This is a genomic window from Deinococcus arboris (assembly GCF_009755355.1).
GTDB lineage: Bacteria > Deinococcota > Deinococci > Deinococcales > Deinococcaceae > Deinococcus > Deinococcus betulae.
Map to the genome: position 1 here is coordinate 69,704 of NZ_WQLB01000003.1, position 26,811 is coordinate 96,514.

Annotated in this window: 23 protein-coding genes; 8 read left to right on the forward strand and 15 right to left on the reverse strand. The window is 67.9% G+C overall.

The window, feature by feature from the left end:
* Positions 1-6 precede the first annotated feature (6 nt).
* The 3 genes from GO986_RS03185 to GO986_RS03195 all read left to right on the forward strand — a co-directional run bounded on the left by GO986_RS03185 (position 7) and on the right by GO986_RS03195 (position 5,621).
* Positions 7-1,344, forward strand: coding sequence for a GH1 family beta-glucosidase (locus GO986_RS03185; protein ID WP_157457779.1), 1,338 nt, complete (start codon positions 7-9; stop codon positions 1,342-1,344).
* A gap of 583 nt (positions 1,345-1,927) precedes the next feature.
* Positions 1,928-3,718, forward strand: coding sequence for an ABC transporter ATP-binding protein (locus GO986_RS03190; protein WP_157457780.1), 1,791 nt, complete (start codon positions 1,928-1,930; stop codon positions 3,716-3,718).
* 91 nt (positions 3,719-3,809) lie between these two features.
* The gene (locus GO986_RS03195) at positions 3,810-5,621 is read left to right on the forward strand and encodes an ATP-binding cassette domain-containing protein (RefSeq protein ID WP_157457781.1); all 1,812 of its coding nucleotides are present in this window, start codon (positions 3,810-3,812) and stop codon (positions 5,619-5,621) included.
* A gap of 345 nt (positions 5,622-5,966) precedes the next feature.
* Here GO986_RS03195 and pyrE read toward each other — a convergent pair whose 3' ends face one another.
* A complete protein-coding gene (gene pyrE / locus GO986_RS03200) occupies positions 5,967-6,527 on the reverse strand; it encodes an orotate phosphoribosyltransferase (RefSeq protein ID WP_157457782.1) in 561 nt (186 codons plus the stop codon).
* A 47-nt stretch (positions 6,528-6,574) separates the two neighbouring features.
* On the opposite strand from pyrE, the gene GO986_RS03205 reads away from it, so the two are divergent.
* The 3 genes from GO986_RS03205 (at position 6,575) to GO986_RS03215 (ending at position 10,414) form a co-directional block, all read left to right on the forward strand.
* A complete protein-coding gene (locus tag GO986_RS03205) occupies positions 6,575-6,778 on the forward strand; it encodes a helix-turn-helix domain-containing protein (RefSeq protein ID WP_157457783.1) in 204 nt (67 codons plus the stop codon).
* A gap of 180 nt (positions 6,779-6,958) precedes the next feature.
* Positions 6,959-7,708: a ribonuclease H family protein gene (locus tag GO986_RS03210; protein WP_369409130.1), complete on the forward strand. Its 750-nt coding sequence runs from the start codon at positions 6,959-6,961 to the stop codon at positions 7,706-7,708.
* A gap of 267 nt (positions 7,709-7,975) precedes the next feature.
* Entirely contained in the window at positions 7,976-10,414 is a 2,439-nt protein-coding gene (locus tag GO986_RS03215) for a glycoside hydrolase family 31 protein (RefSeq protein ID WP_157457784.1), read from the forward strand.
* A gap of 313 nt (positions 10,415-10,727) precedes the next feature.
* Here GO986_RS03215 and GO986_RS03220 read toward each other — a convergent pair whose 3' ends face one another.
* The 8 genes from GO986_RS03220 to GO986_RS03255 all read right to left on the reverse strand — a co-directional run bounded on the left by GO986_RS03220 (position 10,728) and on the right by GO986_RS03255 (position 17,339).
* Complete coding sequence (locus GO986_RS03220) at positions 10,728-11,102, reverse strand: hypothetical protein (RefSeq protein ID WP_157457785.1); 375 nt, start codon at positions 11,100-11,102, stop codon at positions 10,728-10,730.
* Positions 11,099-11,656 (reverse strand): VUT family protein, encoded by a 558-nt coding sequence (locus GO986_RS03225; protein WP_198170376.1) that lies wholly within the window; start codon positions 11,654-11,656, stop codon positions 11,099-11,101. Before GO986_RS03225 ends, GO986_RS03220 begins: the two co-directional genes overlap by 4 nt.
* A 92-nt stretch (positions 11,657-11,748) precedes the next feature.
* Positions 11,749-12,261: an NUDIX hydrolase gene (locus GO986_RS03230; RefSeq protein ID WP_157457786.1), complete on the reverse strand. Its 513-nt coding sequence runs from the start codon at positions 12,259-12,261 to the stop codon at positions 11,749-11,751.
* Between the two features lie 75 nt (positions 12,262-12,336).
* Positions 12,337-13,020: an arginase gene (locus tag GO986_RS03235; RefSeq protein WP_157457787.1), complete on the reverse strand. Its 684-nt coding sequence runs from the start codon at positions 13,018-13,020 to the stop codon at positions 12,337-12,339.
* Positions 13,021-13,445: 425 nt separating this feature from the next.
* Positions 13,446-14,420, reverse strand: a complete 975-nt coding sequence (locus GO986_RS03240) for a GNAT family N-acetyltransferase (RefSeq protein ID WP_157457789.1) — start codon at positions 14,418-14,420, stop codon at positions 13,446-13,448.
* Entirely contained in the window at positions 14,417-15,403 is a 987-nt protein-coding gene (locus GO986_RS03245; protein WP_232337380.1) for a GNAT family N-acetyltransferase, read from the reverse strand. Before GO986_RS03245 ends, GO986_RS03240 begins: the two co-directional genes overlap by 4 nt.
* Complete coding sequence (locus GO986_RS03250) at positions 15,403-16,425, reverse strand: GNAT family N-acetyltransferase (RefSeq protein WP_157457791.1); 1,023 nt, start codon at positions 16,423-16,425, stop codon at positions 15,403-15,405. Before GO986_RS03250 ends, GO986_RS03245 begins: the two co-directional genes overlap by 1 nt.
* Before the next feature lie 74 nt (positions 16,426-16,499).
* Complete coding sequence (locus tag GO986_RS03255; RefSeq protein ID WP_232337381.1) at positions 16,500-17,339, reverse strand: hypothetical protein; 840 nt, start codon at positions 17,337-17,339, stop codon at positions 16,500-16,502.
* 70 nt (positions 17,340-17,409) lie between these two features.
* On the opposite strand from GO986_RS03255, the gene GO986_RS03260 reads away from it, so the two are divergent.
* Positions 17,410-17,997: an HAD-IA family hydrolase gene (locus GO986_RS03260; protein ID WP_157457793.1), complete on the forward strand. Its 588-nt coding sequence runs from the start codon at positions 17,410-17,412 to the stop codon at positions 17,995-17,997.
* Here the strand turns inward: GO986_RS03260 and GO986_RS03265 are convergent.
* The 6 genes from GO986_RS03265 to aceE form a co-directional block, all read right to left on the reverse strand.
* Positions 17,981-18,802 carry an isocitrate lyase/PEP mutase family protein gene (locus tag GO986_RS03265; RefSeq protein ID WP_157457795.1) on the reverse strand — a complete coding sequence of 274 codons (822 nt, stop codon included), beginning with the start codon at positions 18,800-18,802 and terminating at the stop codon, positions 17,981-17,983. The genes GO986_RS03260 and GO986_RS03265 overlap by 17 nt on opposite strands.
* Positions 18,792-20,243 (reverse strand): DNA-3-methyladenine glycosylase 2, encoded by a 1,452-nt coding sequence (locus GO986_RS03270; protein ID WP_157457797.1) that lies wholly within the window; start codon positions 20,241-20,243, stop codon positions 18,792-18,794. Before GO986_RS03270 ends, GO986_RS03265 begins: the two co-directional genes overlap by 11 nt.
* A 113-nt stretch (positions 20,244-20,356) precedes the next feature.
* The gene (locus tag GO986_RS03275) at positions 20,357-20,914 is read right to left on the reverse strand and encodes an RNA ligase 1 family protein (RefSeq protein ID WP_157457799.1); all 558 of its coding nucleotides are present in this window, start codon (positions 20,912-20,914) and stop codon (positions 20,357-20,359) included.
* 91 nt (positions 20,915-21,005) lie between these two features.
* On the reverse strand, positions 21,006-21,509 hold the full coding sequence (locus GO986_RS03280; RefSeq protein WP_157457801.1) for a hypothetical protein: 504 nt from the start codon (positions 21,507-21,509) through the stop codon (positions 21,006-21,008).
* An 88-nt stretch (positions 21,510-21,597) separates the two neighbouring features.
* Positions 21,598-23,358: a dihydrolipoyllysine-residue acetyltransferase gene (gene aceF / locus GO986_RS03285; RefSeq protein WP_157457803.1), complete on the reverse strand. Its 1,761-nt coding sequence runs from the start codon at positions 23,356-23,358 to the stop codon at positions 21,598-21,600.
* An 83-nt stretch (positions 23,359-23,441) separates the two neighbouring features.
* A complete protein-coding gene (aceE, locus tag GO986_RS03290) occupies positions 23,442-26,171 on the reverse strand; it encodes a pyruvate dehydrogenase (acetyl-transferring), homodimeric type (RefSeq protein WP_157457805.1) in 2,730 nt (909 codons plus the stop codon).
* Between the two features lie 110 nt (positions 26,172-26,281).
* Between aceE and GO986_RS03295 the strand changes: the two genes are divergently transcribed.
* Entirely contained in the window at positions 26,282-26,806 is a 525-nt protein-coding gene (locus GO986_RS03295; RefSeq protein ID WP_157457807.1) for a hypothetical protein, read from the forward strand.
* Positions 26,807-26,811: the final 5 nt, after the last annotated feature.

Sequence of the window (26,811 nt, forward strand, 5' to 3'; positions counted from 1 at the left end):
GGCCCTATGACCTTTCCAGACGGCTTCGTGTGGGGCGCGGCCACCGCTGCCTATCAGATTGAAGGCGCTGTGCAGGAGGGCGGGCGCGGGCCCAGCATCTGGGACACCTTTGCCCACACACCGGGCCGGGTGCGCGGCGGCCAGACAGGTGATGTGGCCTGTGACCACTACCACCGCTTTGCCGAAGACGTGGCCCTGCTGCGCGAGTTAGGCGTGGGCGCCTACCGCTTCAGCGTCTCGTGGCCGCGCGTGCAACCGGGCGGCCGGGGCCGGGCCAACCCAGCGGGCCTGGCCTTCTACGACCGCCTGACCGATGAGCTGCTGGCGGCTGGGCTTGAGCCCTGGGTGACGCTCTTCCACTGGGACCTGCCGCAGGAACTGGAAGACGCGGGCGGCTGGCTGAACCGCGACACGGCCCACCGCTTTGAGGACTACGCCTATCTGGTCGGCGAGCGGCTGGCCGACCGCGCGGCAGCCTTTATGACCCTGAACGAGCCTTTCGTGGTCATGGCGCTGGGCTACGCACTGGGCGTCCACGCGCCGGGCAAAACGCTGGGGCTGGGCGCATTTCCAGCGGCGCATCATCAGCTGCTGGCCCACGGCCTGGGGGTGCGGGCGCTGCGCGAGGCCGGGGCGCGGCAAGTCGGCCTGGCCAATACCTACGCCCCAGCCTGGCCCGCCAGTGACCGGGACGCCGACCACCGCGCCGCTGACTTAACAGACGCGCTGCACAACCATCTTTTCACGGACCCGCTGCTGCGCGGCGAGTACCCGGCTCCTGTCCTCGACCTGCTGTCTGAACGCGCGCCCGAAATGCTGGACGTGGTGCGCCCCGGCGACCTGGCCGTCATGGCCACGCCGCTGGACTTTTTGGGGGTCAATTACTACCAGCCCGACTGGGTGAAAGCCAGCGCCGCCTCTCCATTTGGCGCCGAGGTGGGGACGGTGCCGGGGCGCCCGCAGACCGGACTGGGCTGGTCCGTCGTGCCCGAGGGCCTCACGCAAACCCTGACGGGTCTGAAGGCGCGCTACGGCGAGACCTGCCCGCCCTTGATCGTGACAGAGAACGGCTGTGTGTGGCCGGATACCCCAGGGGCAGATGGCCGAGTGCGCGATGACTTCCGCATTCGGTATCTGGATGCCCACATTCAAGCGGCGCAGGATGCCCTCACCCAAGGGGCGCCGCTGAAGGGCTACTTCGTGTGGAGCCTGCTGGACAATTTTGAGTGGGCGGAGGGGTACAGCCAGCGGTTTGGGCTGGTGCATGTGGATTTTGAGACGCAGGTGCGGACGCCGAAGGACAGTTACTTCTGGTTTCGGGAGCGGGTGAAGGGTGGGGGTTGACGGGTGAGTTTTCTGCATTTGCCCCACCCCCCCAGCCCCCCTCCCCCAGAGGGGCAGGGGGGAGCAACGTTGGCACTGGGCAAGGGTTGACTGGCACGGCGGGGAGGCCAAGGCTTTCTACGCTGTGGACGCCGTGGCCCACCTGCCGCCCATCGCCCCACGCCCGCGCGCTGCGCGCACGACGGCTTCGGTTGCTGGTCTTGTGGTGCTGCCAGGTGGGACACTCAAAGCATGGGATTCTACTTTTAAAAAGCGCCTCAGCAAAAGCATCTTTTTAAAGTCGAACCTCTAGGCCGCACCAAGACCCCTGGCCCCTTTACCGCCCAAGTTCAGGCGAGGCCATTGTGCGCGCAGCGCGTAGGCCCTTCCGGTGGGGCAGCGGATGGCGTCGAGGCCAGACACATTACCGAAATGTGCGGCCTCGCCAACGTCAGTCAAAACTCTTGCCTAGTGCCAACGTTGCTCCCCCTGCCCCTCTGGGGGAGGGGGCTGGGGGGTGGGGCCACTCCGTTAAGACATCCCCCTCCCCCCATGCGCCACACGGCGGATGCGCCCCCACCCCCCCCAGACCTAGCCTGAACGCATGTCCCCCTCTGCCGCTGCCCCCCCACCAGAACGAACACGCAGCGCCCTGGGGGTGCTGGGCACCTACCTGGGGCCGCTGAAATGGCAGGTCGTCGCCCTGGCCACCCTGCTGCTGACCGGCACCGGCCTGAACCTGCTGCTGCCCCAGCTGCTGCGCCGCTTCGTGGACAACGCGGGTCTGGGCGCGGGGGCTGATGTGGGCCTGCTGGTGCGCCTGGCCGGGCTGTATATCGCGCTGGCCGTGGGCGTTCAGCTGATGACCGCCGGCGCAACTTACGTGGGCGCGCGGGTCGGCTGGACCGCCACCAACCGCCTGCGCGCGGATCTGATGGCGCACCTGCTCTCGCTGGACATGCGCGAACACAAGGAGCGCACCCCTGGCGAGATGATCGAGCGCATTGACGGGGATGTCACGGCCCTGAGCAACTTCTTCTCGCAATTTGCGGTGCGCGTCTTCGGCGCCGCGCTGCTGCTGACCGGCGCACTGATCATGTTCTTCCGTGAGGACTGGCGCGTTGGGGCTGGCGTAACGGTCTTTACGCTGACCACCCTGACGGCCATGAACCGGGTGCGCAAACTGGGCGTCGAACCCACCCGCCTGGAGCGCGAAAGCAGCGCCCGGCTGTTCGGCTTTGTGGAGGAGCGCTTAGCAGGCCTGGAGGACATTCGCAGCCTCGGCGCCGGGCGCCACCACCTGCGGCGCTTTCTGCAAACGCAGCGTGAGTTCTTTACCCGATCGGTCAATTCCTGGCGGCGGCGCAGTGTGGTGTGGCAGCTGTCCATGCTGCTGTTCGCCATCGGCTACGTGGGCGTGCTGACAGCGGCGGTGGGCCTGTACGCCGCCGGCACCATCTCGCTGGGCACAGCGTTCCTGATGTACCAGTACATGACGCTGGTGGAAGAACCCATTGACCAGCTCACCCAGCAGCTTCAGGACCTGCAAAAGGCGGGCGCCAGCCTGGGCCGCGTGTCCGAACTGCTGGCCCTACGCAGCGAGGTGCGCGGCGGCCAGACCCCGCTGCCCACTGGCCCACTGGCGCTGGACTTTCAGCAGGTCAGCTTTTCCTACGCCCCCGAAGACCCGGCGGCGCGCGGCGTGCTGCATGGCGTCTCGTTTCACCTGCCCGCCGGGCAGACGGTGGGCCTGCTGGGCCGCACCGGCAGCGGCAAAACCACGCTGACCCGCCTGGTCTCGCGCCTGTACGACGCCACCAGCGGCGTCATCACCCTGGGCGGCGTGCCGGTCACGGCTGCGCCCCTGCACGACCTGCGCCAGCGTGTGGCGGTCGTGACCCAGGACGTGCAGCTGTTTCAGGCCAGCGTGCGCGACAACCTCAGCTTCTTTGACCCGCAAGTGACCGACGCGCAGGTCGAAGCCGCGCTGCGCGAGGTCGGGCTGGGGACCTGGCTGGAACGGCTGGAAGAAGGAGTCCGCACCCCCCTACCCACCGGCAGCCTCTCGGCGGGCGAGGCGCAACTGCTGGCCTTTGCCCGCGTGCTGCTGCGCGACCCCAGCGTGATTATTCTCGACGAGCCCAGCAGCCGACTGGACCCCGCCACCGAGGCCCGGCTGACGGCCGCCATGACCCGCCTGCTGACCGGGCGCACCGCCATCATCATCGCCCACCGCCTCGACACCGTGGCGCGCGCTGACCGGATTCTGGTGCTGGGCGACGGCGAGGTGCTGGAAGACGGCGAGCGTGACGCGCTGGCCCAGGACCCCCGCAGCCACTACGCGGCGCTTCTGCGCGCAGGCGTGCTGGACGAGGGCGAAGGGGTGCTGGCGTGAGGGGCAAGCTCAGCACCACCTACGAGCAGGCCGCTTCCCTCCTGCCACCTCTCCTCCACGTTTCCCACTCCTCGCTCTGCCGGAGGCCCGCATGACCACCACCCCTCAGCCCCAACATCAGGAACGGACTTTTGCGCTGTCCAAAGAGCTGTTCAAGTACAAGCCCGGCCTGTTCGCCTTCAACCTCCTGATGTGGGGAATGGTGCACGCCTCGCCCGCGCTGCTTACGCTGGCGGTCAGTAGCCTCTTCGGCGCCCTGGAACGGGCCGACAACCTGAATACAGCCGGGCAACCCATTCAGCCGGCCGTCGCCGCCGCCTGGGTTGCGCTGGGGTGGTTCGCTTTCGTGCGTCTAAGCCGCTTCGGCATTTTTTATGGGGCGTTCCGGGCCTGGATTGAACTGTGGTACACCCTGGACGCCCTGGTGCGCCGCAACCTGATGGGCTACCTGCTGACAGCGCGGGGCAGCCGCCGCTTACCCGACACCCCGGCCGAAGCCGTCAGTCGCTTCCGCGACGACGTGGACGACGTGGCTGGCTACACCGAAGTCTGGGTAGACGGCGCAGGCTTCCTGCTCTACTCGGTGGTGGCCATCACCTTGATGGCGCGCGTGGACCCCCTGATCACCCTGCTCGTCTGCGCGCCGCTGCTGCTGATGGTGCTGTTTGTGCAGCGGCTGTCGCCCACCATTCGCAGTTACCGCCGCCGCATGCGCGAGGCGACCGCCCGCGTGACTGACTTTATCGGCGAAACCTTCGGAGCGGTCAGCGCCGTGAAGCTGGCCGCCCAAGAAGGCAGCATGGTCACGCATCTGCGCTCGCTGGGCGAAACCCGGCGCCACGCCGCCCTGCGCGACGTCCTGCTGACCGAACTGATCCGGGGCGTGAACACCAATATGGTGAACCTCGCCGTGGGCCTGGTGCTGCTACTGGGCGCCAACAGGGTGCGAGGCGCGCAGATGGATATTCAGGATTTCGTGCTGTTTATCGGCCTCCTGCCGCGCCTGACGGGCAGCATGGGCTTTTTTGGCGACGCCATCGCCCGGCACCGCCGCACCGGGGTCAGCTACGACCGCATGACCCGCCTGCTGCAAGACGCGCCGGACACGACCATCGTGGCCCACCACCCGGTCTATCTGCAGAGTGATCCCCCTGCAGAGCAGACCACGCCGACGGCCCTGCCTCTGCAAGAGCTGCGCGTTGAGGGCCTGACGGCCACCCACGCCAGCGGCCTGGGGATTCAGGACGCCAGCTTCACCTTAAAGCGCGGCGAGTTTGTGGTGGTCACGGGCCGCATTGGCAGCGGCAAAAGCACCCTGCTGCGCGCGCTGCTGGGCCTCATCCCTGTGCAGAGCGGCTCGGTGTTCTGGAATGGCGAGCAGGTCACTGACCCTGCCACCTTCCTGATTCCGCCCCGCAGCGCTTACACAGCGCAGCTACCCAACCTTTTTTCCGACACCTTGCGCGAGAACATCACGAGTGGCGAGGCCGACACGCACCTGGGCCGCGCCGTGAATCTGGCGGTGCTGGAACCCGATCTTGAGGCGCTGGGCGGCGGGCTGGACACCCCCGTCGGCGCCCGAGGCGTCAAACTGTCTGGCGGCCAGATTCAGCGCGCGGCGGTGGCCCGGATGCTGGCCCGCCCCGCCGACCTGCTGGTCTTTGACGACGTGTCCAGCGCCCTAGACGCCCGTACCGAAGCGCAACTGTGGCAGGGCCTGAGCACCACAGACGCCACCTGCCTGGTGGTCAGCCACCGCCGCGCCGCCCTCCTGCGCGCCGACCGCATTCTGGTGGTGCAGGGCGGCCGGATCACCGATGAAGGCACCCTGCCCGACCTGCTGGAACGCAGCGACGAAATGCACGCCCTGTGGGCCGAGGAGGAAGTGGTCAGCGGGCAGTAAAAAATGGGAAGTGGAAAAAGCTGGAGGGGCGCCGATTCAAGCACCCCTCCAGCCTTTGTTTGACAGCTCTCTGGTTCACCCAGAGACGAAAAGGCATTTTTCGCTTTTCAAAGTAGATCCCCTGGCACACACCAAGACCCCTGGCCCCGTTTCTGCCCAGGTCCAGGCGAGGCCATTGTGCGCGCAGCGCGCAGGCCCTTGCGCGGGGGCAGCGGATGGCGTCGAGGCCAGACCCGTCAACGAATAGAGCAAGCTGGCCAACGCCAGGAGCAACTCTTGCCCAGTGCCAACGTCTGCTCCCCCTACCCCTTCGGGGAAGGGGGCTGGGGGGTGGGGAAAGCCAGCTCAAATCTCCTGAAGCGGAATCGCCGCCAACCACTCCGGCACCTCATCCGGCGCGTAAGTGTCAAACACCAGCCGCGTCAGCGCCACCAGCGGATACCCGCCCAGCTCGCCCCCCTCCTTGCGCCGGTCCACAATGCAGGCAATCCCCACGCATTGCCCTCCCGCTGCCTCGGCCGCCTTAACGGCTTTGAGCACGCTGCCCCCGGTGGTCAGCACGTCCTCGACCGCCACGAACCTCTCCCCTACCCCCACCGCGAAGGCTTCCCGAATCTTCATGCCGCCCTGCCCGTCCTTTTCAGCGAAGATGGCGCGGGTGCCGTAATGGCGTGCGGTTTCGTAGGCCAGCACCACGCCGCCCATCGCCGGGCCGATGATGAAGTCGGCCTGGATGCCCGCCGCCTGAATGGCCTCGGCCAGCGCCTGCCCAATCTGCTCGGTGTACTGGGGATGCTGCAACACGGTCGTGCTCTGCAAAAACTTGGGGCTGTGGCGGCCACTGGCCAGCAGAAAGTGACCCTCATGGTAGGCGCCCGCCTGCTGATACACCTCAAGAACGTTCATGGGGGCAGTATTCCATTCTGGCAGCCCCCGGCGGGGCATCATGCCCTATGGACACCGTGACATTTCCGGGGGCGCGGGTGGTGGGGGCGCGGCGCAGGCTGCTGGGCATAGGGCGCGCCGAACTGGCGCAGGAAGCGGGCCTGCCCCCAGCCCTGCTGGCCCAGTTAGAAGCCGGGCATTACGACCCGCGCAGCCTGCACGAACTGGCTCGGCGGGTGCTGGCGCGCCGCCTGGACATCACGCTGGACTAGGCCGCGCGGCTTAAGGCGGCTGGCGGATTCGCGGCCGCCCCCATTCATGTTGAGATAGAGGCCATGTTGAGCTCAGGGCCGTGCCGAGATAAGGAAAGGGCCAACGGCGCTGGACCCAGTGACCCTGGAGAATTGAACTATAGAGTTCTGCCTGAGAAGGCCGAAAAGGAACGGTGCGGCGTGAATCAGGCGTTTGTAGATGCCAGCTGGCACGAGGTGCCTGGCGACGATGGAAACCTGACTGGCCTGGGCGGCTGGGGCCTGGTGCTGCTGGTGCCGGGAACGCTGCCGGCGCGGTTTCAGGGACAGCTGCGCGCCCCGGACAACAATGCCGCCGAGGTGCGCGCGGTGCTGGAAGCCGTGCGCGCGGCGCCGGCCGGACCCCTGACAGTGCATACCGACAACGAGGCCGTCATCGCCGCTGTGGGCCGGGGCCGGGGCCCGGAGGTGCTGACCGACGCCGCCCATGAGGTCCTTGAGGAAGTGGCGGCGCGCGGCGTGACGCTGCGGGTGCGCTACGCCCCCCGCACCCGGCGGCACATGATGACGGCGCATCTGCTGGCCAACGACGCCCGGCGGGGCCTGGGCACCCCTGGCCTGCTGGGCACCCGCTCGGACGTGGTCATTGAGCAGCGGGCCGCCGGGGGTGAGGCGCGGGTCAGCCTGCGCCGCGAGGGCGAGCGCGTCACCGCCCACGTCCCGCTGGACTTTGCCTCAGAGGTGCCGCCCAGTGCCCAGGCGCTGCTGGCGGCGGTGGGCCTGGCCCTACCGGGCGAGGTGCTGGTCGTCCGGCGCGCCAGCAAGGTGGCTCAGGCGCTGTGGCAGCGGCCAGAACGCGCCCTGCGCCCCGCCGCCCAGGCACTGCTGCAAGGCGCCCGCCGCGCCGCCGACGAAAGCGGTGTGCAGGTGGAGTTTCTAGGCGTGGGCTAGAGCTGTCCTATAGGAGAACCCAGAGCGGAGAGAAGGTCATCCTCCTCACCGCTGTAAGGTCCCCTCTGGGCCTCCACAACGCAGCCTCCGTCGTTTCGCTCGCTCTGCTCCCCAACTCTTCGATTCTGCTCGGATTGCATCCAGCATGCGGCTGAAGTCCACCGGGGTCCGTCTCTGTCCGCAAGAGGCAGAAGTGCCAACGGAACCCTGCGGTGTTGTCAGTCCCAGGGTGGAACTCGCAGCCGCTGTCAGGGGGTACGCTGAACCATGCGGTTCACATCGTTTGAGGCGGAGCAAGGCGGCAGGCAGGTGCGGGTCTGGGGCGCCGCCGATCTGCTGGTGGTCAGCGCGCCCCTGCCGGGTGTGCTGCGCGTGCGGCTGCTGCCCGAGGCGCGTGCTCAGAGCCTGAATTTTCCCCACCCCGGCCCAAAGGCCAGCTTCGCCCTGCGCCCCGACCTCCCCGAAAGCGTGGCCCTGAGCGTGACCGAAGCGGGCGACACAGAGCTGCTGGTCATTGGCGGCGGGCTGGCCCTGCGCCTGAACCGGCACACCGGCGCCTGGCAGGCCCTGAGCGGCAGTGGTCCCTCGGCGCGGGTGCTGGCCGAGGCCCTGGGCTGGGCGGGCGAGGCTCCGGCCCCGCGCCCCCCGCTGGACGCCGCCCGCTTCAACTTGCGCCGCACCCGCCTGTCCCTGGCCGCCCCTGCAGGCGCCGCGTACTTGGGCTTTGGCGAGAAGGTGGGCCCTCTGGACAAACGCGGCATGGCGCTGACGTTCTGGAACACCGACTGCTTTCCGCACCACACCGAAACTGACCCCCTCTATGTCTCGGTGCCGTTCATGACGGTGCTGGACGCTGGGCGCGCCCACGGCGTCTTTCTGGACGAGCCCTGGCGCCTGGAGGTGGACGTGGCCCGCGCCCACCCGGACGAGGTGCGCTGGGCCTCGGCCGGGCCAGAGCTGGACGTGTACGTCGTCTCCGGGCCCCGCCCGGCCGATGTGCTGCGGCGCTACGCCGACCTGACGGGTGCGGCCCCCATGCCGCCGCTGTGGGCGCTGGGCGCGGCCCAGAGCCGCTGGGGCTACCGCGCCGAGGCCGACCTGCGCGCGGTGATCGCCGGTTACCGTGAGCGTCAGTTGCCGCTCGACAGCGTCTACGTAGACATTGATTACCTGGACGCCTACAAGGTCTGGACGGTTAACCGCGCCAATTTTCCCGACCTGAAGGCCTTTGTGCGGGAGGCGGCCGGGCAGGGCGTGAAGCTGGTGCCCATCGTGGACCCCGGCGTGAAGGTCGAAGCGGGCTACGACGTGTACGAAGAAGCCGTCAGGGGTGACCATCTGGTCAGGACGGCGCGCGGCGAGGTGCTGGTGGGCGAGGTCTGGCCTGACCCGGCGGTCTTTCCAGACTTCACGCGGCCTGAGGTCGTGGGGTGGTGGGCCGGACGCCACCGCCTGTTTGCCGAACTGGGCATTCAGGGCCAGTGGAACGACATGAATGAACCGGCGTGCTTCAGCCTCCGGGTCCCCCGCGAGACCGAAGGCAAGACCCTGCCCTACGACGCCTGGCACGGCACCCGCACCCACCTGGAGGTCCACAACGCCTATGCCAACGGCATGAGTGAAGCCAGCCGCGCCGGCTACGCGCGCCTGAGCCCCGGCATCCGCCCGTGGATTCTCACACGCGCTGGCTACGCAGGCATTCAACGGCACGCGGCTGTCTGGACCGGCGACAACACCGCCACCTGGTCTCATCTGGCCCTGAGCCTGCCCATGCTTCAGGGCCTGGGCCTCAGCGGCGTGCCCTTCGCCGCAGCCGATGTGGGCGGCTTTGGCGGCGACACCACCGGTGAGTTGCTAGCCCGCTGGTATCAGGCGGCGGTGGGCTACGCCTTCCTGCGCAACCACGCCGCGCTGGGCACCGCCGACCAGGAGCCGTGGCGCTTTGGTGAGCCGTATACGGGGGTCATTCGGGCGGCGCTGGAGTGGCGCTACCGCCTGCTGCCGCACCTCTATACGCTGGCCCATACAGCCACCCGCACCGGCCTGCCCGTGATGCGCCCACTGGCCCTGCACTTTCCCGCCGACGAGGACGCCGTGCGCGAGGACACCCAGTATCTGCTGGGGGACGGGCTGCTGGTGGCTCCGGTGCTGCGCGCCGGGCACCGCAAACGGCTAGTGTACCTGCCCGCTGGGCGCTGGGCCGAGGTCTTCAACCTGGGCCAGCTGGGCACCGTTCATGAGGGCGGGCAGCACATCGTGGCCCACGCGCCGTTAGACACTCTGCCGCTGTACCTGCGCGAGGGCGAAGCGGTGCCGGTGACCACGCCGGCCCAGCACACCACCACCGCCCGCTGGGAAGAACTGTCGTGGCTGGTGCATGCTAGCCCGGCGGGCTTTCTGGGCCAGCTGTACGAAGACCTGGGTGACGGCCCGGTGCGCGGCCGCCTCACCCGCCTGATGGGCGAACGCCAGGGCCGACGCCTGCTCATTCGCCGCGAAACGCAGGGCGAGGCCGGCCCGGAAGCCCGCGTGACCATGCGTGTGGTGGGCCTGGGGCATGTGCGCGGCGTGCAGGGGGCCGTGAACTACACCTATGAGGACGGACTGCTGACCCTGACGCTGCCCGCCCGCTGGACCGGCGTGACCCTGGACTTGGAGGAAGAACCAGAAAGCGAGCCGAACACCCGGCCAGACGAGAACGGCTGAAGGCGAGGGCGCAAGTTGTTCAGGGTGGTCTCGTAGGCACTTGAAGACATTCCACAGCAGCCCTAATACGGCTTCCGTCCATTGCCGGAATATCCGGAGAAGCCCCGGATGTTCTCCGCTTTCAGCGATTTGCAAGCCCCAAAAATCCGTACTCTTTCCTTCTCGCTCTTCTGCAGAGCTTTCCAAGTCCAGTCGGAAAACTTCCGGAACGCAGCTGTTAGGCCGCTGGCCTCAAGAACGTACAGAGCAGCCCAATTAAAAAGACCGACCTGGAAACTCAGGTCGGCCTGGGGCTGGGGCATAGAGGCGCCGTTTACCCGTCTGATGGTTGCGCCGTCACCGTCACCCGCTGACCCTGCCGCAGCCGGTTAAAGGTCACATCGGCGTGGGCCATCACGGGGCAGCCCAGCAGATTCGCCGCGTCTTGGGCGGCAGTCTGCACAAAAAATTCCATATCGCGCACCACCGGATGCCCGATAAAGGCGTCAATGTAGGCGTCCAGGCTAAACAGTTCCAGCAGCCCCGGCCCAGCCTCGTAGCGCAGGGTCAGGGTGCTGCCGGGGGCCGGGTTCAGGGTGACCGGGCACAGATGCGGCAGGTGCAGCACGTGTTCAATGGCCGTGGTCAGGTCAGGCCGCGCGTTGGCAATCACCCGCAGCAGGCTGGCCGGCGGCGGGGTCTCACTCATGCGGCGGCGGCCCGGGCGGCGCGGCCCACCCGGAACGCCAGCAGCGCCGCAATCAGGTACTTGGCCAGAATGTCGGCAAAGATAATCTGCGTCATCTCGCCGCCGCTCATGTCGCCCCAGAACGCCAGCAGAGTAAACAGAATGGAATCCAGCGGCACACTGACGGCGTTGCTGGCCAGCACGCGCGTCCACCAGCTGCGCTGAATGAGGCGCTGGTACACGGCGGTATCGGCCAGTTCGCCCACCAGAATCGCCAGAAAGCTGGCCCCGATAAAGCGCCAGGGCGTGTCGGTGACCAGCGCGGCGGCCGTATTGACCACCAGCGCAGCAGCGATGGCGATATAGACGGCCTTCAGGCCACCGGCACGGTGAATGCGGTCACGCAGGGTAAACACGGCGGCAAAGAAGATGGTGCCCACGCTAAGCAGGCCATACACCGGCAGCGGAATGAATTTATTCAGCGTGAGGTTGGCGAGCAGGATGCTCAGCGCGTACAGGGCAATCAGCAGCAGGGGCAGCGGGGCAAGCAGGCCACGCGCGGGAGAATGATTCATAGAGGAGCCTCCAGCCGCAGCGACAAAACAGGTCGCGGGCCACCCCCGAGCCTACCAGAGGTCAGGGTCACAAAGCATGAATGGGCGGCCCTCTAGCGGCGGCGCCCAAAGCGCAGGCGAGAGGTCGGCGCTGGCTCTGGGGGCGGGGCGGCCGGCGTGATGGCCTCGAACTCACGCACGGCGCCCTGCAACCAATCGGGGGCGCCGCCGGGGCGCAGCAGGTCCTCGCTGGGCACCCACTCAGCGCCAGTCAGCTGGCTGTGGTCCGGCTGAAGGATGCCCGCGCAGTATTCGGTGCCAAAAATCAGGTTCAGGCGCATGCCGTCTCCGGCCCCGTAACTGCCGCGCGCCGCGTGCGACCCCACCAGCTTCAGGTCACTGACCGCCAGACTCAACTGCTCGCGGATGGTGCGGCGCAGTTGCAACTCGACCGGGTTACTTCCGGTGGCTGCACTGAGCACAAAGCCCGGCAGATCGTGACGGCCGCCGGGCAACAAGGGGGTGCGGGGCGCCGTGATGAGGTACGCGCCCCGGTGCGCAATCAGGGCGAAGGCCCCCACGTGGTAGGCGGTGGGCAGGGTCTGCTCGTCGGCGGGGGTCATCACAGGGGGCACTCCTGCTGCCAGGGGGGTCATGAGGGAGGGCAGGTCAGGGCATTGTACCCTCCGCCCCCACCGCCGTCACGACCGCCGCAGGGGGGGCACGAGGGGCGAGCAGCGCAGCGCCGCCGCCAGATCCAGCAGGGCGCCGTCATGTGCGGGGTTGGTCCAGGCCGGTGACTGCACCAGCAGCACGCTGCTGACTGCGGCGGGATCGGGCAGCCCGCTGCCGGGGGCCACCTGCCGGGTCAGGGTCACGCGCGCCAGGGCGTCTGGGGGCAGCAGCGCCGTCAGCTCACCGGCAGTGCGCGCCAGGTCGTAGCCCTCGGCCACGGGCAAGGCCTCATGCCAGACCGGATACAGGGTGGTGACGTGCCGCACCCGGCCCCGCCGCAGGGCCAGGCCTGCCCAGTTGCCGGGCCGCACCCGCTCAGGGTCGCCGCTGGTGCTGCCCAGGTCGTGGTGCGAATCCAGATTCAGCACCGCCTGGCCTGGAAACTGGTCCAGCCATTCCCAGGCGTCGGCGTGGCTGAGGGTGACAAAGGCGGGCACCCCCGCGTAGGCGCGCAGGGCCTCCCAACCGGTGTACAGGGGAAAATCGGTGTCCAGCGCCGCCCAGTCCGCTGGGCCTGCCCCGCGCCGCTGGGCCCGCACCGACCAGGCGGCCAGACGGTCGGTGTCCCGGTCAGGGGTGCCCCAGATGGGCGCGTCGAAGACCAGTTCACGGGTGCCCGAAAAGGCGTCCCAGTCCACACTGAGGAGCATATGAAGTCCAGTTCTAGCGCACTGGGGCGGGTGACAGCAGCACCCAGAGCGGCGGTGTCATTCTTCACCGCGCCTCAGATGAATGAAAGGAGTGTCGGCAAGAGACCACAGCGTGAGCGGCATGGAGGAGCGGCCCGGCCCCAGGGTGGACCGGGCCGCCACAGTCAGACGGCTTCGTCCGCTTGTTCTCCGTCGGGAGCGCAGCGGCTGGCCCCTCCCGGCGCGGAAGGGGGTGCCTCTCGACTTCTGCCAATCGGAGGTCACCCCTGTGGCACACGCTTCAGGCAGTAGCAGCAGGAGCCAGCAGAAAGGGCGGCCAGGCCTCCCTGACAGAGAACCCGCCGCCCTGAAAGCAGTTCGAGTGGAATTGAGGGGCCGGTCAGTCCCACCCAACGGAACGGCCTACCGCTGGAAGACCAGGGGCTTCAGAACACGCGCTGGTAGGACACGCTGGCCGGGTCGCGTACAAACCCCAGCCGGTCATTGATGGCCAGCATGGGCGCATTGTCGCTGGCGTTGTCGGTGCGAATCAGCGTGCCCCCCATCGCCTGCCCAGCGCGAATGGCCCCCAGTTTCAGCAGAGTCGCCACGCCTTTCCCCCGCCAGTCGCGCGTGACCCCGGTCAGGCCAGTGAGCAGGTCCGGGCTGGCCTCGCTGCGAAACAGGGTGGTCTGCCCAATGAACTGCCCGCCGTGCTCGGCGACCAGATAGCCGCCTAGCAACAGCGCCGGGTCTTCCAGCACCGCCTCTTTGAAGACCTCGAAGGACAGTGGTGTGGCTGGGTCGGCGCGGGGCACGTCCTGGCGCACGTCGCTCATCAGGGCGTGCAGGCGCGCGTCCAGGTCAGGGGCGCCGGCGGCCCGCAGCTCGGTGAGGGACCGCAAACGGATTCCCTGGGCCGCCAGCCGCGCCTCCAGGGCCTGATACGGCGCCGCGTCAAAGGTGGTCAGGTCCAGGGCACTGGTGAAATACCGCTTGTCGCCCACAAACCCCCGCCGGGCCAGAAACCCGGTGGCGACCTCGTTGTCCTCACGGGCCAGGATGCGGGCCGACTCGGCGTTCAGGCCCCGCAGGGCTGCCTCCAGCGCTGCCCAGAGCGCTGCTCCGGCTCCCTGGCCCTGCCGGTCAGGCCGCACGCCCAGTTCCAGCGTGAACCGCTGCGGGTGGTACGCGCCGGGGTTCTGGAAGTAGAAGGCACTGCCGATGACTTCGGCGTTCTGCCGGGCCACCAGCACCTCCGCGTGATAGTTCCAGCCGCGCTGCTCCTCGTCGCGGCGGCGCAGTTCGGCGCCGCTGACCGGGTCGTCGGGGAGGGCGGCGGTGTAGGCCTGAGCTGCCGCGTCCCATTCGTGGGCTTCAATAGGGCCGACCTCTACCTCTGCCACAGCAAACTGATTCATAGTCCACCTCGTTTCATTTCAATCCAGGCCACACGCGGGCGAAAGCCCAGGCGGTCATTCAGGGCCAGCATGGGCGCGTTGGTGGTGGCGTTGCCCGTCCAGACCTCGCGCACACCCCGGTCATGGGCCAGGCGCAGCGCGGCCAGCTTCAGGGCCAGGGCCAGCCCCTGGCGGCGCCACGCGCGGCGCGTGCCGGTCAGGCCAGTGTTCAGGCGCTCTGGGTCGTGCAGGTCACGGTACAGCTCGGACAGGGCGGCCACCTCGCCTTCAGGCGTCACGGCCAGCAGCACGCCTTCCGGCAGAAACTCGGGGCGGCCCAGACGCTCACGGAAGGTCTCAAAGGCCACTGGTGTGGCCGCCCCGGTGCGCGGCACGTCCTCGCGGGCCTCCAGAAACCCCTCGTAAAAGGCGTGGGCAGCAGCGTCCTCGCCGGCCTCGGCCGCCAGTTCGGCAAAGCTCAGGACGCGCAGTCCGCTGGGCAGCCGCGCCTCGTCGGCCCAGGCCGCCGGGTCAAAGTCGGCAACGGTCAGCACGTTGTCAAAAAAGCGCATCTCCTCGGCAAAGCCGCGCGCGTGCAAGAAGGCCAGGCTCTGCGGCTCGTCTTCGTAGGCGCCGGCCAGCAGTTCCTGGGCGCCCCTGGCGTGTAGGTGGGCCTCCAGCGTGGCTGCCAGAGCGGTGCCCACGCCCTGCCCGCGCGCTTCCGGGTGAACGGCCACCTCGGCGTGGTAGCGGCCCGGATGGTACATGCCGCCAAATTGCAGCGCCGAGGCGGCGCCCAGGAGCCGCCCATCTTCGGCCTGCGCCACCCACTGCGCCGTGTGCAGCCCCAAAGGGTGGGTCCGGAGTGACGTCATCTCGTGGCGCAGCGTGTCTTCAGTCCAGGGGTGACGGGGGTTCACCGCCGTCAGCAGGGCGGCGAGCGCGCCCAGATCGGCGTCGGTGGCCTCGCGGACGGTGAAACGCAGGGCGGTGTCCTGGGTCATCACAGCGCCTCGACCGTTATGGGCCGGCGCTCACCGGTGACGGGGTCCAGGTGCAGTTCGTAACGGCTGCGCGTAGGGCCAGGGCGGAAACCCAGGGCGCGGTTCATGCCCAGCATGGCCTTGTTGGGCGGATCGTTGAAGGTGCGGATTTCGCCGCCGCCGTCTGCGTGCAGCGCGCGCATGGCGGCCACCTTCAGCGCCTTGGCCAGCCCCAGGCCCCGGTCCTCACGGCGCACGCCCGTCATGCCAATCACGTAAAAGCCGCCCGGCGTTTTCATCAGCGAGCTGTAGCCCACGTAGGGGCCAGTTTCAGGGTCGTTCAGCCCTGGCCGCAGCGCCACGAAGGAGAGGTCATGGCTGAAGGTGGGGTCATCCAATTCCTGCTTGACCCAGGTGTCAAAGGGCCGTTTGGTCATGGTCTGGCCCATGGGAACATCCTGAAAGAGGCGCCAGTCCAGTTCCCACAGGCGGCGGTCGCGCTCCGGGTCGCCCGCCAGGTCAGCCACCGACCGCAGTTCGATGCCCTGGGCGGCCACGGTGTCCAGGAGGGGGCCAAAAGTGGTCAGGTCAAGGTCGCCCGTGTGCAGGCGGGACTCGTAGCGGTCCCAGGTGCGGGTAAAGCCGCGTCCCGCCAGAAACGCGCGCCCGGCTTCATCGCGCGGCTGGTCGCTGACCATCGTGCGAATGTCCTGGGCGCCGCGGGCCTGCAACCGGCTCATCACCTCGTCATAGAGCGCCGTGCCCACGCCCTGCTGGCGGGCGTCTGGACGCACAGCCAGGTGACCGAAGTACCGCCAGTCTTCATAGGCAAAGTCGTCGTGGCCCACCTGCGCCACGCCCACAATCTGGCCACCTTGCTCGGCCACCAGTTGCACGTGATACAGGGCTGGGTCGCGCGCAGCGTCCCAGACGGCCAGCAGTTCGGGGGTGGCGGGCCAGTCAGGGTCGCTGGCGCTGAGCACGCGCGCCACGCCTGGGTAGTCGTCGGGTTTGCGCGCTTCGCGCACGGTCAGGGGCGTCATGCCGACCATCATGAGCCGCCGCCCGCAGCAGCGGCATCCGCCAGGGAGCTTAGGGCAGCGGCAGGCGGCTTAGGTCAGATGAGGGTGGCCCGCGTCAGGCGCTGGCCCCGCGTGCGCGAGTGGCGCCTGAGCTGACCGACTGGCAACACCACGCGCGGTGTCCACCAGGTCTGGGCCGGCTTCTGCAGCGCCCAGCCGCCGCCCAGGGTGACGGCCGCATGCTGCGCCAGGCCGTCGCGGCTGCGCCAGATCAGCAGGGTGCCGGGTTGATCGTCCTGGCCACCCCGGCGGGTGCGGGCGGCCAGAAACGCCTCAAAGGGCTCCCGCTGCACCCAGGTGTGGGCGGCGCCGGGTACACCAGCCGCACCCATCACGGTCCCGAAGCAGTTGCCAGCGCTGCCCGCCGGAAACGTGCCCGCCAGAGCGCGGGCGCCCGGTAACTGGTCCTCCGCTGCGTGCCACACCACCTCCGGGACGCGTGCCCGCTGACAGGGGGCGGCGTCCTGCGCCACCAGCCGCGTCAGGACCTCGGCCGTCAGGTCCTCGCGCAGCCAGAGAAACCGGCCCACGGGCAGACCGGGCCGCAGGTCGCGGTACTGGCGCCCCAGGGGCACGTTGCCCCGCCCGTGCCGCACCTGCGCCCGCAAGAGGTCGCGGCGCACCCGGGCTGGCAGCGCCGCCCACTGCGCGGGGCTCAGCCAGACCACCCGTTTGGCTGCTGGCCGCACCGACCAGAGGGTGAAGGTATCGCGCAGTTCAGGCGTGAGCGCCGCATCATCTCTGGGCACACTGCCGAGGCCCAGCGTCTGCGTCTCCCCTTCCGTCAGAAAAAAGGGCTGCTGGGCCGGCACCAGCCAGGCCCGCCAGTGACTGACCAGGGCAGACGGCACGTCAATATTCAGGACGTTCATCATCAGACAACCTCAGGCAGCATTTGCCCAGTGTGACGCCCCTGGCCCCAACAAGCGCCGTATCCTGCCCCACATGAATCCGGAGACCCATGTCCTGCTGCTGGATGTAGACGGCGTTCTCGTGACGCCGCCCGAATGGTTTGGGGCCAGGCTGCTGCGTGAGCATCCCCAGCAGACCAGGGACTTTTTTCAGACGGCCTTCGTGTCGGCCAGCACCGGCCAGAGCGACCTGAAAGACCATCTGCCCGCGTTCCTGAAGGCCCTGGGCCGTGACCAGACCCCCGGCGACTTTCTGGCCGAGTGGCTGGCCAGCGAACACCACCCCAACCCCGACCTGCTGCCCCTGGTGCGGGCGCTGCGCATGCGAGGCTGGCGCACCTTTCTGGCGACCAACCAGGAGGCTTGGCGCACTGCACATCTGCTGGATGTGGTGGGGCTGGGCGAGGTGGTGGACGGCCACCACGCCAGTTACGCCGTGGGACACCGCAAGCCCGACCCTGCCTACTACGCCGAGGTGACCCGCCGCCTGAACGTCGCCCCCACGCAGATTGTGTTCTGGGATGACAGCGAACAGAACGTTCAGGCCGCACAGGCGGCCGGCTGGCAGGCGCACCTGTACACCAGCCCGGCCGACTTCCAGCAGGTTATGGGCCTGGACTGAACCAGCCCTGGACCTCGGCAAAGGGCAGGGGCTGCGGCGGGTCAAAGGTGCCGCCGCGCAGGTCACGCGCGAGCTGCCCAACGTGGCCCAGCGCCGCCAGCAGCAGGCCTGGCCCCACGCTGACCCGGCACGCGCCTGCGGCCAGCAACTGGTGGGCGCTGGGGCCACCAGGGCTCATCATCACACTCAGAGGCCCGCCGATGCCGACCCGCAGCGCCCGCACCGTCTCTGTATCAGTCACGCCCGGCACAAAGAGGCTGTCGGCGCCGGCCGCCAGGTAGGCCCGGCCCCGGCGAACGGTCTCGGCCAGACGCTCGGCGGAGCACGCCCCAACCGCCGTGAGATAGGTGTCGGTGCGGGCATTTAGATACGCCGGCACCCCCTCGGCTTCGGCGGCCTGGCGGGCAGCGGCCAGGCGCTGAACCTGCGCCTCTACGGTAAAAAGAGGCTGCGCCGGATTACCTGTGGCGTCTTCGAGGTTCAGCCCCACCACACCGAGGCCCAGCGCGGCCCTCACCGTGTCGGCCACCTCGGCGGGTCGGGGGCCGTACCCCGCTTCCAGGTCAGCCGTGACCGGAATCTGCACAGCGCGCACCACGCGGTCCAGCGCCACGAGCAGGTCAGCCCGCGCCGCCCGCTGACCGTCGGGCTGCCCCAGCGCGAAGGCTAGGCCCGCGCTGGTGGTGCCGAGAGCGGGAAAGCCGGCTTTCTGGAACAGCCGGGCACTGACGGCGTCCCAGGCGTTGGGCAGGATGAACCCCGACTCGTGCAGGGCGCGGAAGGTGGCGGCAGGGTCAGTGGTCATGGGGAGCTCCTCTGGGGTGAACGTGGTGCCAGAACTGAAAGGTGGCCAGGCTGCGCTGCGGGGCGAAAGGCGCCAGCAACTCGCTGACCTGCGCGGCATCTGGCCGGGCGGGCAGGGCGAAATACCGCTGAAGGGCCGCCGCCAGCGCCGCGTCCCCAGCAGGCACAATGTCGGCAAAGCCCAGCACGCGCAGCAGCACATACTCGGCCGTCCAGGGGCCGACGCCCGGCACCGCCAGCAGACGGCGGCGGGCCGCGCCCACCGGGCCGGCTGCCAGGCCTGGCAGGTCCAGTTCACCGCAGGCCACCTGCCCGGCCAGTCGGCTCAGCGCCGCGGCCCGCGCACCGGTCAGGCCCAGCGCCCGGAGGTCGTTGACGGAGAGGCGGGCCACGTCCTCTGGCGCCGGCGGGGCGAACAGCCCGTCACCCAGCGCGGCGCCGCAGCGGGCCACCAGGCGCCGCCGCAGCGCACAGGCGCAGGCGAACGTCACCTGCTGCCCGGCCACCGCCCAGATCAGCCCGTCAAAGAGGTCGGGCACCAGCGGTACCCGGAGCCCACGCCCAAAGGGGGGTGCCCGCTCAGGTTGGACCGGAGATGGATTCAAAGGGGCCGCGAGTGCTTCGCCGGTCAGCCCCAGAGCGCGCATGGTCAAGTGATGCAGCGCCAGTGCGTCGGGGGCGGTCAAAGCGGAGGCCACCTGCACCGTGACGGTGCCCGACCCAAAGGTCAAGGTGACCCGCCGAGGCCCAGATGGCAGCCGCCAGCCGGCCGTAACCTCGTGGCCCCTGACCTGCTGCGTGAGGCTGAGGGGGTCGCGGGCCAGGTCGCGCAAGAGGGCCGGGACCGGAAATCCGACTGGCAGCCGTACAGTCCAGCCGCCCCGCCCGGCGCCCTGTCGGAAGACCTGCGGCGACACGCCCATGACCCGCCGGAACTGCGCGCCAAATGCCGAGAGGCTGCCGTACCCCACCGCGAAGGCGACCTCGGCGGCCGAGCTCTCTGGGGCACGCAGGAGCGCGTCGGCGGCCGCCTGCACCCGCTGGCGGGCCAGCCACTCTCCGGGGCTGGTGTGCAGATGGTCCCGAAACAGTCGGTGCAGCGCGCTGCGGCCCACCTGCAACTGCTGGCCCAGGGCGCGAACCGTGGGCACTTCGGCCACGCAGACCCCGGCCAGGGCCACCATCAGCTGCGCTTCCTCGACAGGCACCCCAGCCTGAAAGGCGTCGGGCTGACAGCGGCGACAGGCCCGCAGACCGGCGGCGCGGGCCTGCGCGGTGGTGGCGTGAAAGGCCACGTTCTGTGCCTGGGGCTTGCGCGCCCGGCACGACGGCAGGCAGTAGATGCCAGTGCTGGTCACGCCGGTATAGAACAGCCCGTCAAACGCCGCGTCGGCCGCAAACATCCGGCTCAGCATGAAGTCGCGCGAGTAGGGCAGGGACATGGCGGTATTGTCGCCGTCCGCAGCGCCGCAGCTCTACCGGAATCGTGCGCGGGAATTACTGGCCAGAGAAAGCCGCACGCCCCAGGACAGCAGGCGGCGCGCGGCCTGGACCATTAGCGGCGACGGCTGCTGAAAAAGTCTTTGCGCTTGAGTTTGACCATGCGGCCATCCGGGTGGTGCCACACAAGCCCTTCCATCTCTGGGCGGGCCTCCAGGTAGGCGCGCAGGGCGGCAAAGTCGCGTGGCGCGTCGTCCAGTACCGCTTCTCCATGCCGAATCAGCTGGTGACTGATCGTGCCTTCAGGGTTACCCTGCACCTTTGGCCCAATGAGTTCATAGGTACCGTCTGGCAGCGCCCTGTCAGCCGCCGCCCAGGCCTCGCAGTGGTGGGCATCGTCGGGCCCCTCTCCCACTGGCACCCAGCCGGGATGATGGCCGGTCAAGGGGTCAGGCTCCTGCGCGGGTTCAAAATCAGCGGGCGGTGTGCGGCCTTTTTTGGCGTCGTAGCGCCGGTACAAACGGCCGCTCTGCACCAGACAACTCGTGCCGTCCCATTTGCGGGTGGCCTGGCCTTCCCCGGTCAGCACCCACTCGGCGCCGGGCACCACTTCATCCCGGACCAAGCGGTCGGTGTCGTAATTACGCGCGTACAGGCTCAGAATCTTCTGCATACAACCTCCGCGTTGACTGTAGAGGGCAATCAAGCGGGCAGCATCCGTCATCTGGGCCAGCAGAGGCCCCCGCCACATGGCGCAGGAGCGCTTATTTGCCCCGAGCCACCAGGCGAATCCCAGTGGCCGACAGGAAGCGGTCCAGCAGCCGGGTTTCAATTTGCTGAGTATTCACACTGGCGTCCGACGCGGTGGCCTTGACCTTGACACTGACCAGCTTGCCGCCCAGCGGTCTGGATTCCCACAACACATCCACCGTGTTGTTGCTGGTGGGGTTGGTCGCGCGCCACTGCACCTGAACGTGAATGGGCGCTTCTTTCGCGCTGAGAATCTTCATGCTGTCGCTGCCCTCGGGGAAGGTGAAACCGTCGTAGCCCCCAGGCAAACCCGTGTTGTACTGAGACTGAACAATGAGCATGGCCGAAATCTGCGCGAAGCTGCTGACGCCTGCCTCCCGCTCTGGGCTCAGTTGGGACCCCAGGTTGACTGGAGACACCGCTTCGACAATGACTTCATTAGCAGCAGGCGCTGGGCCGGTGTAGGCCGGAGCACAGGCAGCGAGCAACAGCGGGACAGCCAGAAGGAAACGTTTCACGGCGGCAAGGTAGTGCAGGGCGTGGGCAGGCGCAAGCGAAAGTGAACGCCCCCACCACTGGGGCGGGGGCGTGCGGCATCCTCTGTCTTTATAGGCTAATCAGGAAGGGATCTTCGAGGCTCTCCGCGATAAAGCGCACGAAGCGGGCGGCGTCGGCCCCGTCAATCAGGCGGTGGTCGTAGGTCAGGCTCAGGGGCAGCATGTTGCGCGGCTCAAAGGTGCCCGTTTCCTTGTTCCACACCGGCTCCAGGCCGCCGCGCGACACGCCCAGAATGGCGACCTCGGGGCTGTTCACAATCGGCGTGAAGGCGTGCCCGCCAATGCCGCCCAGGTTGGAAATCGTGAAGGTCGCCCCCTGCATCTCGTCGGGCTTCAGTTTGCGGTCCCGGGCGCGGCCTGCCAGTTCCGACAGTTCCAGCACGAGGTCGGTGATGCTCTTGCGGTCGGCGTCCTTGACGACGGGCACCAGCAGACCCACCGGCGTATCCACGGCCACGCCGATGTTCACATAGTCCTTGAAGATAACCTGGTTGTTCTCCAGGTCCAGGCTGGCGCCGAACTTGGGAAACTTGCGCAGGGCGTTCGCCACGACCTTCATCAGGATGTGGGTCATGGTGAGCTTGCCGCCCGCCTTTTCCACCCTCGCGCCGAAGCGTTTGCGGGTCTCCTCCATCAGGGTCACGTCGGCCTTGTCGAAGTGCGTGACCATCGGAATCAGCGTGCTGGCCGTCATGGAACGGACGGTGGCTCTGCGGATGCCGCTCATGTCCTCGCGGGTGACGCGGCCCCACTTGGCAAAGTCGGGCAGCGGCGCGGCGGCTACAGCGGGGGCCGAGGCAGACTGAGCGGCTGAAGTCGGGGCAGCCACCGCAGCCGGTGCGCTGGGCGTGCCCGCCGTGCGGCGCACGTCCTCTTCGCTGATGCGGCCTGCAATGCCGGTGCCGTGGACAGCGTGGATGTCCACACCGATTTCGCGCGCCAGGCGGCGCACGCTGGGGGCAGCAGCCACGACCGCACGGCCGTCAAAGGTCTGCGGATTCTGGGTACCGGACTGAGTGGGAGTGGCAGCCTGCGCTGCCGGAGCGCCAGCAGCCTGAGGCACCGCTTGAGCTTGCTGCGGTTGCGCGGTGGCCGCTGGTTGAGGGACGGGCGTGGCCGCTGGTGCGGCATTCCTCCCGCTCAAGGTGGCAATGACGCCGCCCACCTTCACGGTGTCGCCCACGTTCACGCCGACGCTCTGCACCGTGCCGCCCGCATTGGCTGGCACTTCGACCACGGCCTTGTCAGTTTCAATCTCAATGACCGGCTGGCCTTCCTTGACCTCGTCGCCAGGTTTGACAAGCACGCTGACCACGGTGCCCTGCTCGATGTTGTCGCCCACGTCCGGCAGGGTGATTTGAGCGCCGCTCGTTGGGGCCGAGGCCGCTGGAGCCGGGGTGCTGGCAGTGGGCTGGCTTGGCCCGCCCGCCTGCTCTTTCTGGCTGTCCTGCTGGGCGGCAGCCACACGGTTGGCGGTGCCGGGATCGCTGGCGGTGGCCGGGGCGTCCGGCTCGGCGGAGGGGGTGCCGGGGGCAGGGGTCTGCCCGGCGTTCGCATCTGCGCCACCATTCGCACCACCGCCCAGGGTGGCAATCACACCGCCCACTTGCACGGTGTCGCCCACATTGACGCCCACCGACTCGACAGTGCCGCCGCTCTCGGCAGGGACCTCAATAACGGCCTTGTCGGTTTCGATTTCAATGATCGGCTGCCCGGCTGTAACGGTATCGCCTGGTTTGACCAGCACTGTGACCACGGTGCCCTGTTCAATATTGTCGCCCACATCGGGGAGTTTCAGTTCTGTCGCCATGTTGGGACTCCTTGTGAGGGGCTAAGAGTCGAAGGAGGCCAAGGGTGAAAGCGTTGAAGACACTTCCGCCCTTGACGGTGCACTCAGCGCAGCACGGGTGCGTCGCGTTCAGGGTCAATGCCGAAGTCAGCAATGGCTTTCGCCACCACGTCACCCTTCACCTTGCCGTCGCGTTGCAGGGCGTATAGGGTCGCCAGAACCACGTGCTTGGCGTCCACCTCGAAGAAATCGCGGAGTTCGCTTCTCGCCTCGCTGCGGCCAAAGCCGTCGGTGCCCAGGGTCCACAGCTTGCGGTCCAGATGGCCGTTCAGGCCGTCGGCACCCAGCTTCACGTAGTCGCTCACCGAGATCAGGACGCCGGGGGCATTGTCCTTGCTCAGTTGCGAAGCCACGTAGGACACGCGGGGCTCCTGCGTGGGGTGCAGCATGTTGTGGCGCTGGGTCAGCAGGGCGTCCTGGTGCAGTTCCTTGTAACTGGTGACGGACCACAGGTCGGCGGCCACACCGTAGCCTTCCAGCAGGGTCACGGCTTCCTGGGCCGCGCCCATCGCGGGGCCACCGGCCAGCAGTTGCGCGCGCAGCTTGGCCTTGGGATTGCCCGACTTCTGGTAGCGGTACAGCCCGCGCACGATACCCTCTCGGATTTCCTCGTGCGTGCGGCCGTCACTGGGCATGGCAGGCTGCACTTCGTTCTCGTTGTCAATCGTGACATAGTAAAACTCGTCCAGACCGTCCACATACATGCGCTGAATGCCGTGCTCAATGATGACGGCCAGCTCGTAGGCGAAGGCAGGATCGTAGGTTTTGAGGTTGGGCACCACATATGCCTGGAGGTGGCTGTTGCCGTCCTGGTGCTGCAGGCCCTCGCCCGCCAGAGTGGTGCGCCCAGCCGTGGCGCCCAGGATGAAGCCGCGCGCGCGCTGGTCGGCGGCGGCCCACACGAGGTCGCCCACGCGCTGCATGCCGAACATGGAGTACAGCACGAAGAAAGGAATGGTGGGCACGCCGTGGTTGGCGTAGGCCGTCCCCGCTGCAATCCAGGAGGCCATCGCGCCGTCTTCCGTGATGCCTTCTTCCAGCATCTGGCCGTCCACGCTTTCCTTGTAGGCCATTAAGGAACCACTGTCCACGGGCGTATAGGTCTGACCGCGTGGACTGTAAATCCCGATGCGGGGCACCAGGGCGTCCATGCCGAAGGTGCGGGCCTCGTCGGGCACGATGGGCACGATCAGCTTGCCAATTTCCTTGTCGCGCAGCAGCTTGGAGATGATCTGCACGGCGGCCATGGTCGTGCTGACCTGGCGGTCGCCGCTGCCCTTGGCAAATTCCTCGTAGAACTCGCCGTTGGGAATCGTGGGGTGCGGGTACTCCACCTTGCGGGCCGGCACGGGGCCGCCCAGCGCGGCGCGGCGGTCCAGGGCGTACTTCACTTCCGGGCTGTCCGGGCTGGGGTGGTAGTACTCCATGTGCTCGACCTGATCGTCGGTCAGCGGTAGTTCCAGCAGGTCGCGCAAATTCTTCAGGGTGGAAAAGTCCAGCTTCTTGACCTGGTGGGCCACGTTGCGGGCCTGCGCGCTCTCGCCCAGGCCGTAGCCCTTGACGGTTCGCGGAATGATGATGGTGGGGCTGCCCTTGTGCTCCACGGCAGCCTTATAGGCGGCGTAGATCTTGCGGACATCGTGCCCGCCCCGGTTGAGCAGTTCCAGGTCGGCGTCGCTCCAGCCTTCGATCAGGGCCTTCAGTTCAGGGGTATTGAAGAACTTCTCGCGCAGTTCCTTGCCCCCGAAGGCCGCGTAGCGCTGGGATTCGCCGTCCACCAGCAGCTCGAAGCGCTTGACGATGTCGCCGTTGTAGTCCTTTTGCAGCAGTTCGTCCCACTTGCTGTCCCAGATGACCTTGATGACATTCCAGCCCGCGCCTCTGAACAGCGCCTCAAACTCCTGAATGACCTTGGAGTTGGCGCGCACTGGGCCGTCCAGGCGCTGAAGGTTGGCGTTCAGCACGAAAATCAGATTGTCCAGGTTTTCATAGGAGGCAAAGCGGATGGCCCCGATGCTCTGCGGCTCGTCCATCTCGCCGTCGCCCAGGAAAGCCCAGACCTTGGCGTCACCCTTGGGCTTCAGGCCCCGGTTTTCCAGGTACTTGATGTAGCGCGCCTGGTAGATGGCCTGAATAGGGCCCAGGCCCATGCTGACGGTGGGAAATTCCCAGTAGTCGGGCATCAGCCAGGGGTGGGGGTAACTGGAGAGCCCCTCGCCCTCCTTGCTCAGCTCGCGGCGAAAGCGGTTCATGCGGCCCTCGTCCCAGCGGCCTTCCAGGAACGAGCGGGCGTACACACCGGGCGAGGCGTGGCCCTGGTAAAACACGAGGTCGCGGTCTTGCCCGGCCCCGTGGCCCCGGAAGAAGTGGTTGAAGCCCACCTCCAGCAGTTCGGCCGCCGAGGCGTAGGTGCTCAGGTGCCCGCCGATGCCGTCACTCTTCTTGTTGGCCTTGATGACCATGACGACCGCGTTCCAGCGGATGATGTTGCGGATTTTGCGCTCCAGCTCCACGTTGCCGGGGTACTCGGGCTGCTGGTCCACATCAATGGTGTTGATATACGGCGTGTTCTGCTTGAAGGTAATCGGCGCGCCGTGAAAATAAGCGTAGTGGTCGAGTTCTTCCAGCAGCTCGGCCGCGCGGTTATCCCCCGCGTTGGCGAACACGTAGGCCAGCGAGTCCAGCCACTCCTGCGTTTCCACGCTGTTAAGCTGCTGGCGCTCCGGCGCACTGAGGCCCGCACGCGGAGGGCGGTTGGGGGGCGATTGTGTCATGACCTTCAGCATAGGCCGCGCCTTTGTCCACTTCCAACAGGATCAGTGAGTCGGATTGACCATTCCGGCGTGTGAATGCTCCGGCAAGGCCTCCCTCATGTGGGTGGGCCATGCTGGGCGGCATGGTCACGCTGTACCACTCGGTGCGCACCCGGAAGCCATCCGTCATGATGACCCAGGGGCCCATCCTGCGGTATTGCCCGGCCTGTCAGCACACCAGCCGCACGCCCCTGCTCTACAACGGCAGCCGCTACGGACATGTTGGAGGCTTCGAGTGCGAACGCTGCGGCGCCCGGGTCAACATGGTGGACCGCGACTGCTACCCCCCAGTGCAGTATTTCGCCCGGCAAACCCCGGATGGGCCGACCGCGACCGAGACCATCCTGTACGAGGACCTGTACCGCATCAATGAGCCGGATTTCCGGCAGATAGAGCGCTGGACGGGCCTGACCCTGCTGCGCCAGGAGGACGAAAAGGCGCTGGCCTTCGAGCCTCTGGTGGCGCAGGTGGCCGATGAGGTGGCGCGGCGGGCCCTCCCCCTTCAGACGGCGGCCTTTTCCCGGCCTTTCGTGACCTGGGTGCCCGAGCCGTTCCAGACGTGGCTGAACTTGTACGCGACGCTTGAGCGGGCCTGAGCCGC

What these genes read in the sequence shown, in the direction of transcription:
- GO986_RS03185 (WP_157457779.1), top strand. Translation starts at nt 7, where the DNA reads ATGACCTTTCCAGACGGCTTCGTGTGGGGCGCGGCCACCGCTGCCTAT.
- GO986_RS03190 (WP_157457780.1), top strand. Translation starts at nt 1,928, where the DNA reads ATGTCCCCCTCTGCCGCTGCCCCCCCACCAGAACGAACACGCAGCGCC.
- GO986_RS03195 (WP_157457781.1), top strand. Translation starts at nt 3,810, where the DNA reads ATGACCACCACCCCTCAGCCCCAACATCAGGAACGGACTTTTGCGCTG.
- pyrE (WP_157457782.1), bottom strand. Translation starts at nt 6,527, where the DNA reads ATGAACGTTCTTGAGGTGTATCAGCAGGCGGGCGCCTACCATGAGGGT.
- GO986_RS03205 (WP_157457783.1), top strand. Translation starts at nt 6,575, where the DNA reads ATGGACACCGTGACATTTCCGGGGGCGCGGGTGGTGGGGGCGCGGCGC.
- GO986_RS03215 (WP_157457784.1), top strand. Translation starts at nt 7,976, where the DNA reads ATGCGGTTCACATCGTTTGAGGCGGAGCAAGGCGGCAGGCAGGTGCGG.
- GO986_RS03220 (WP_157457785.1), bottom strand. Translation starts at nt 11,102, where the DNA reads ATGAGTGAGACCCCGCCGCCGGCCAGCCTGCTGCGGGTGATTGCCAAC.
- GO986_RS03225 (WP_198170376.1), bottom strand. Translation starts at nt 11,656, where the DNA reads ATGAATCATTCTCCCGCGCGTGGCCTGCTTGCCCCGCTGCCCCTGCTG.
- GO986_RS03235 (WP_157457787.1), bottom strand. Translation starts at nt 13,020, where the DNA reads ATGCTCCTCAGTGTGGACTGGGACGCCTTTTCGGGCACCCGTGAACTG.
- GO986_RS03240 (WP_157457789.1), bottom strand. Translation starts at nt 14,420, where the DNA reads ATGAATCAGTTTGCTGTGGCAGAGGTAGAGGTCGGCCCTATTGAAGCC.
- GO986_RS03245 (WP_232337380.1), bottom strand. Translation starts at nt 15,403, where the DNA reads ATGACCCAGGACACCGCCCTGCGTTTCACCGTCCGCGAGGCCACCGAC.
- GO986_RS03250 (WP_157457791.1), bottom strand. Translation starts at nt 16,425, where the DNA reads ATGACGCCCCTGACCGTGCGCGAAGCGCGCAAACCCGACGACTACCCA.
- GO986_RS03255 (WP_232337381.1), bottom strand. Translation starts at nt 17,339, where the DNA reads ATGATGAACGTCCTGAATATTGACGTGCCGTCTGCCCTGGTCAGTCAC.
- GO986_RS03260 (WP_157457793.1), top strand. Translation starts at nt 17,410, where the DNA reads ATGAATCCGGAGACCCATGTCCTGCTGCTGGATGTAGACGGCGTTCTC.
- GO986_RS03265 (WP_157457795.1), bottom strand. Translation starts at nt 18,802, where the DNA reads ATGACCACTGACCCTGCCGCCACCTTCCGCGCCCTGCACGAGTCGGGG.
- GO986_RS03270 (WP_157457797.1), bottom strand. Translation starts at nt 20,243, where the DNA reads ATGTCCCTGCCCTACTCGCGCGACTTCATGCTGAGCCGGATGTTTGCG.
- GO986_RS03275 (WP_157457799.1), bottom strand. Translation starts at nt 20,914, where the DNA reads ATGCAGAAGATTCTGAGCCTGTACGCGCGTAATTACGACACCGACCGC.
- aceF (WP_157457803.1), bottom strand. Translation starts at nt 23,358, where the DNA reads ATGGCGACAGAACTGAAACTCCCCGATGTGGGCGACAATATTGAACAG.
- aceE (WP_157457805.1), bottom strand. Translation starts at nt 26,171, where the DNA reads ATGACACAATCGCCCCCCAACCGCCCTCCGCGTGCGGGCCTCAGTGCG.
- GO986_RS03295 (WP_157457807.1), top strand. Translation starts at nt 26,282, where the DNA reads ATGCTGGGCGGCATGGTCACGCTGTACCACTCGGTGCGCACCCGGAAG.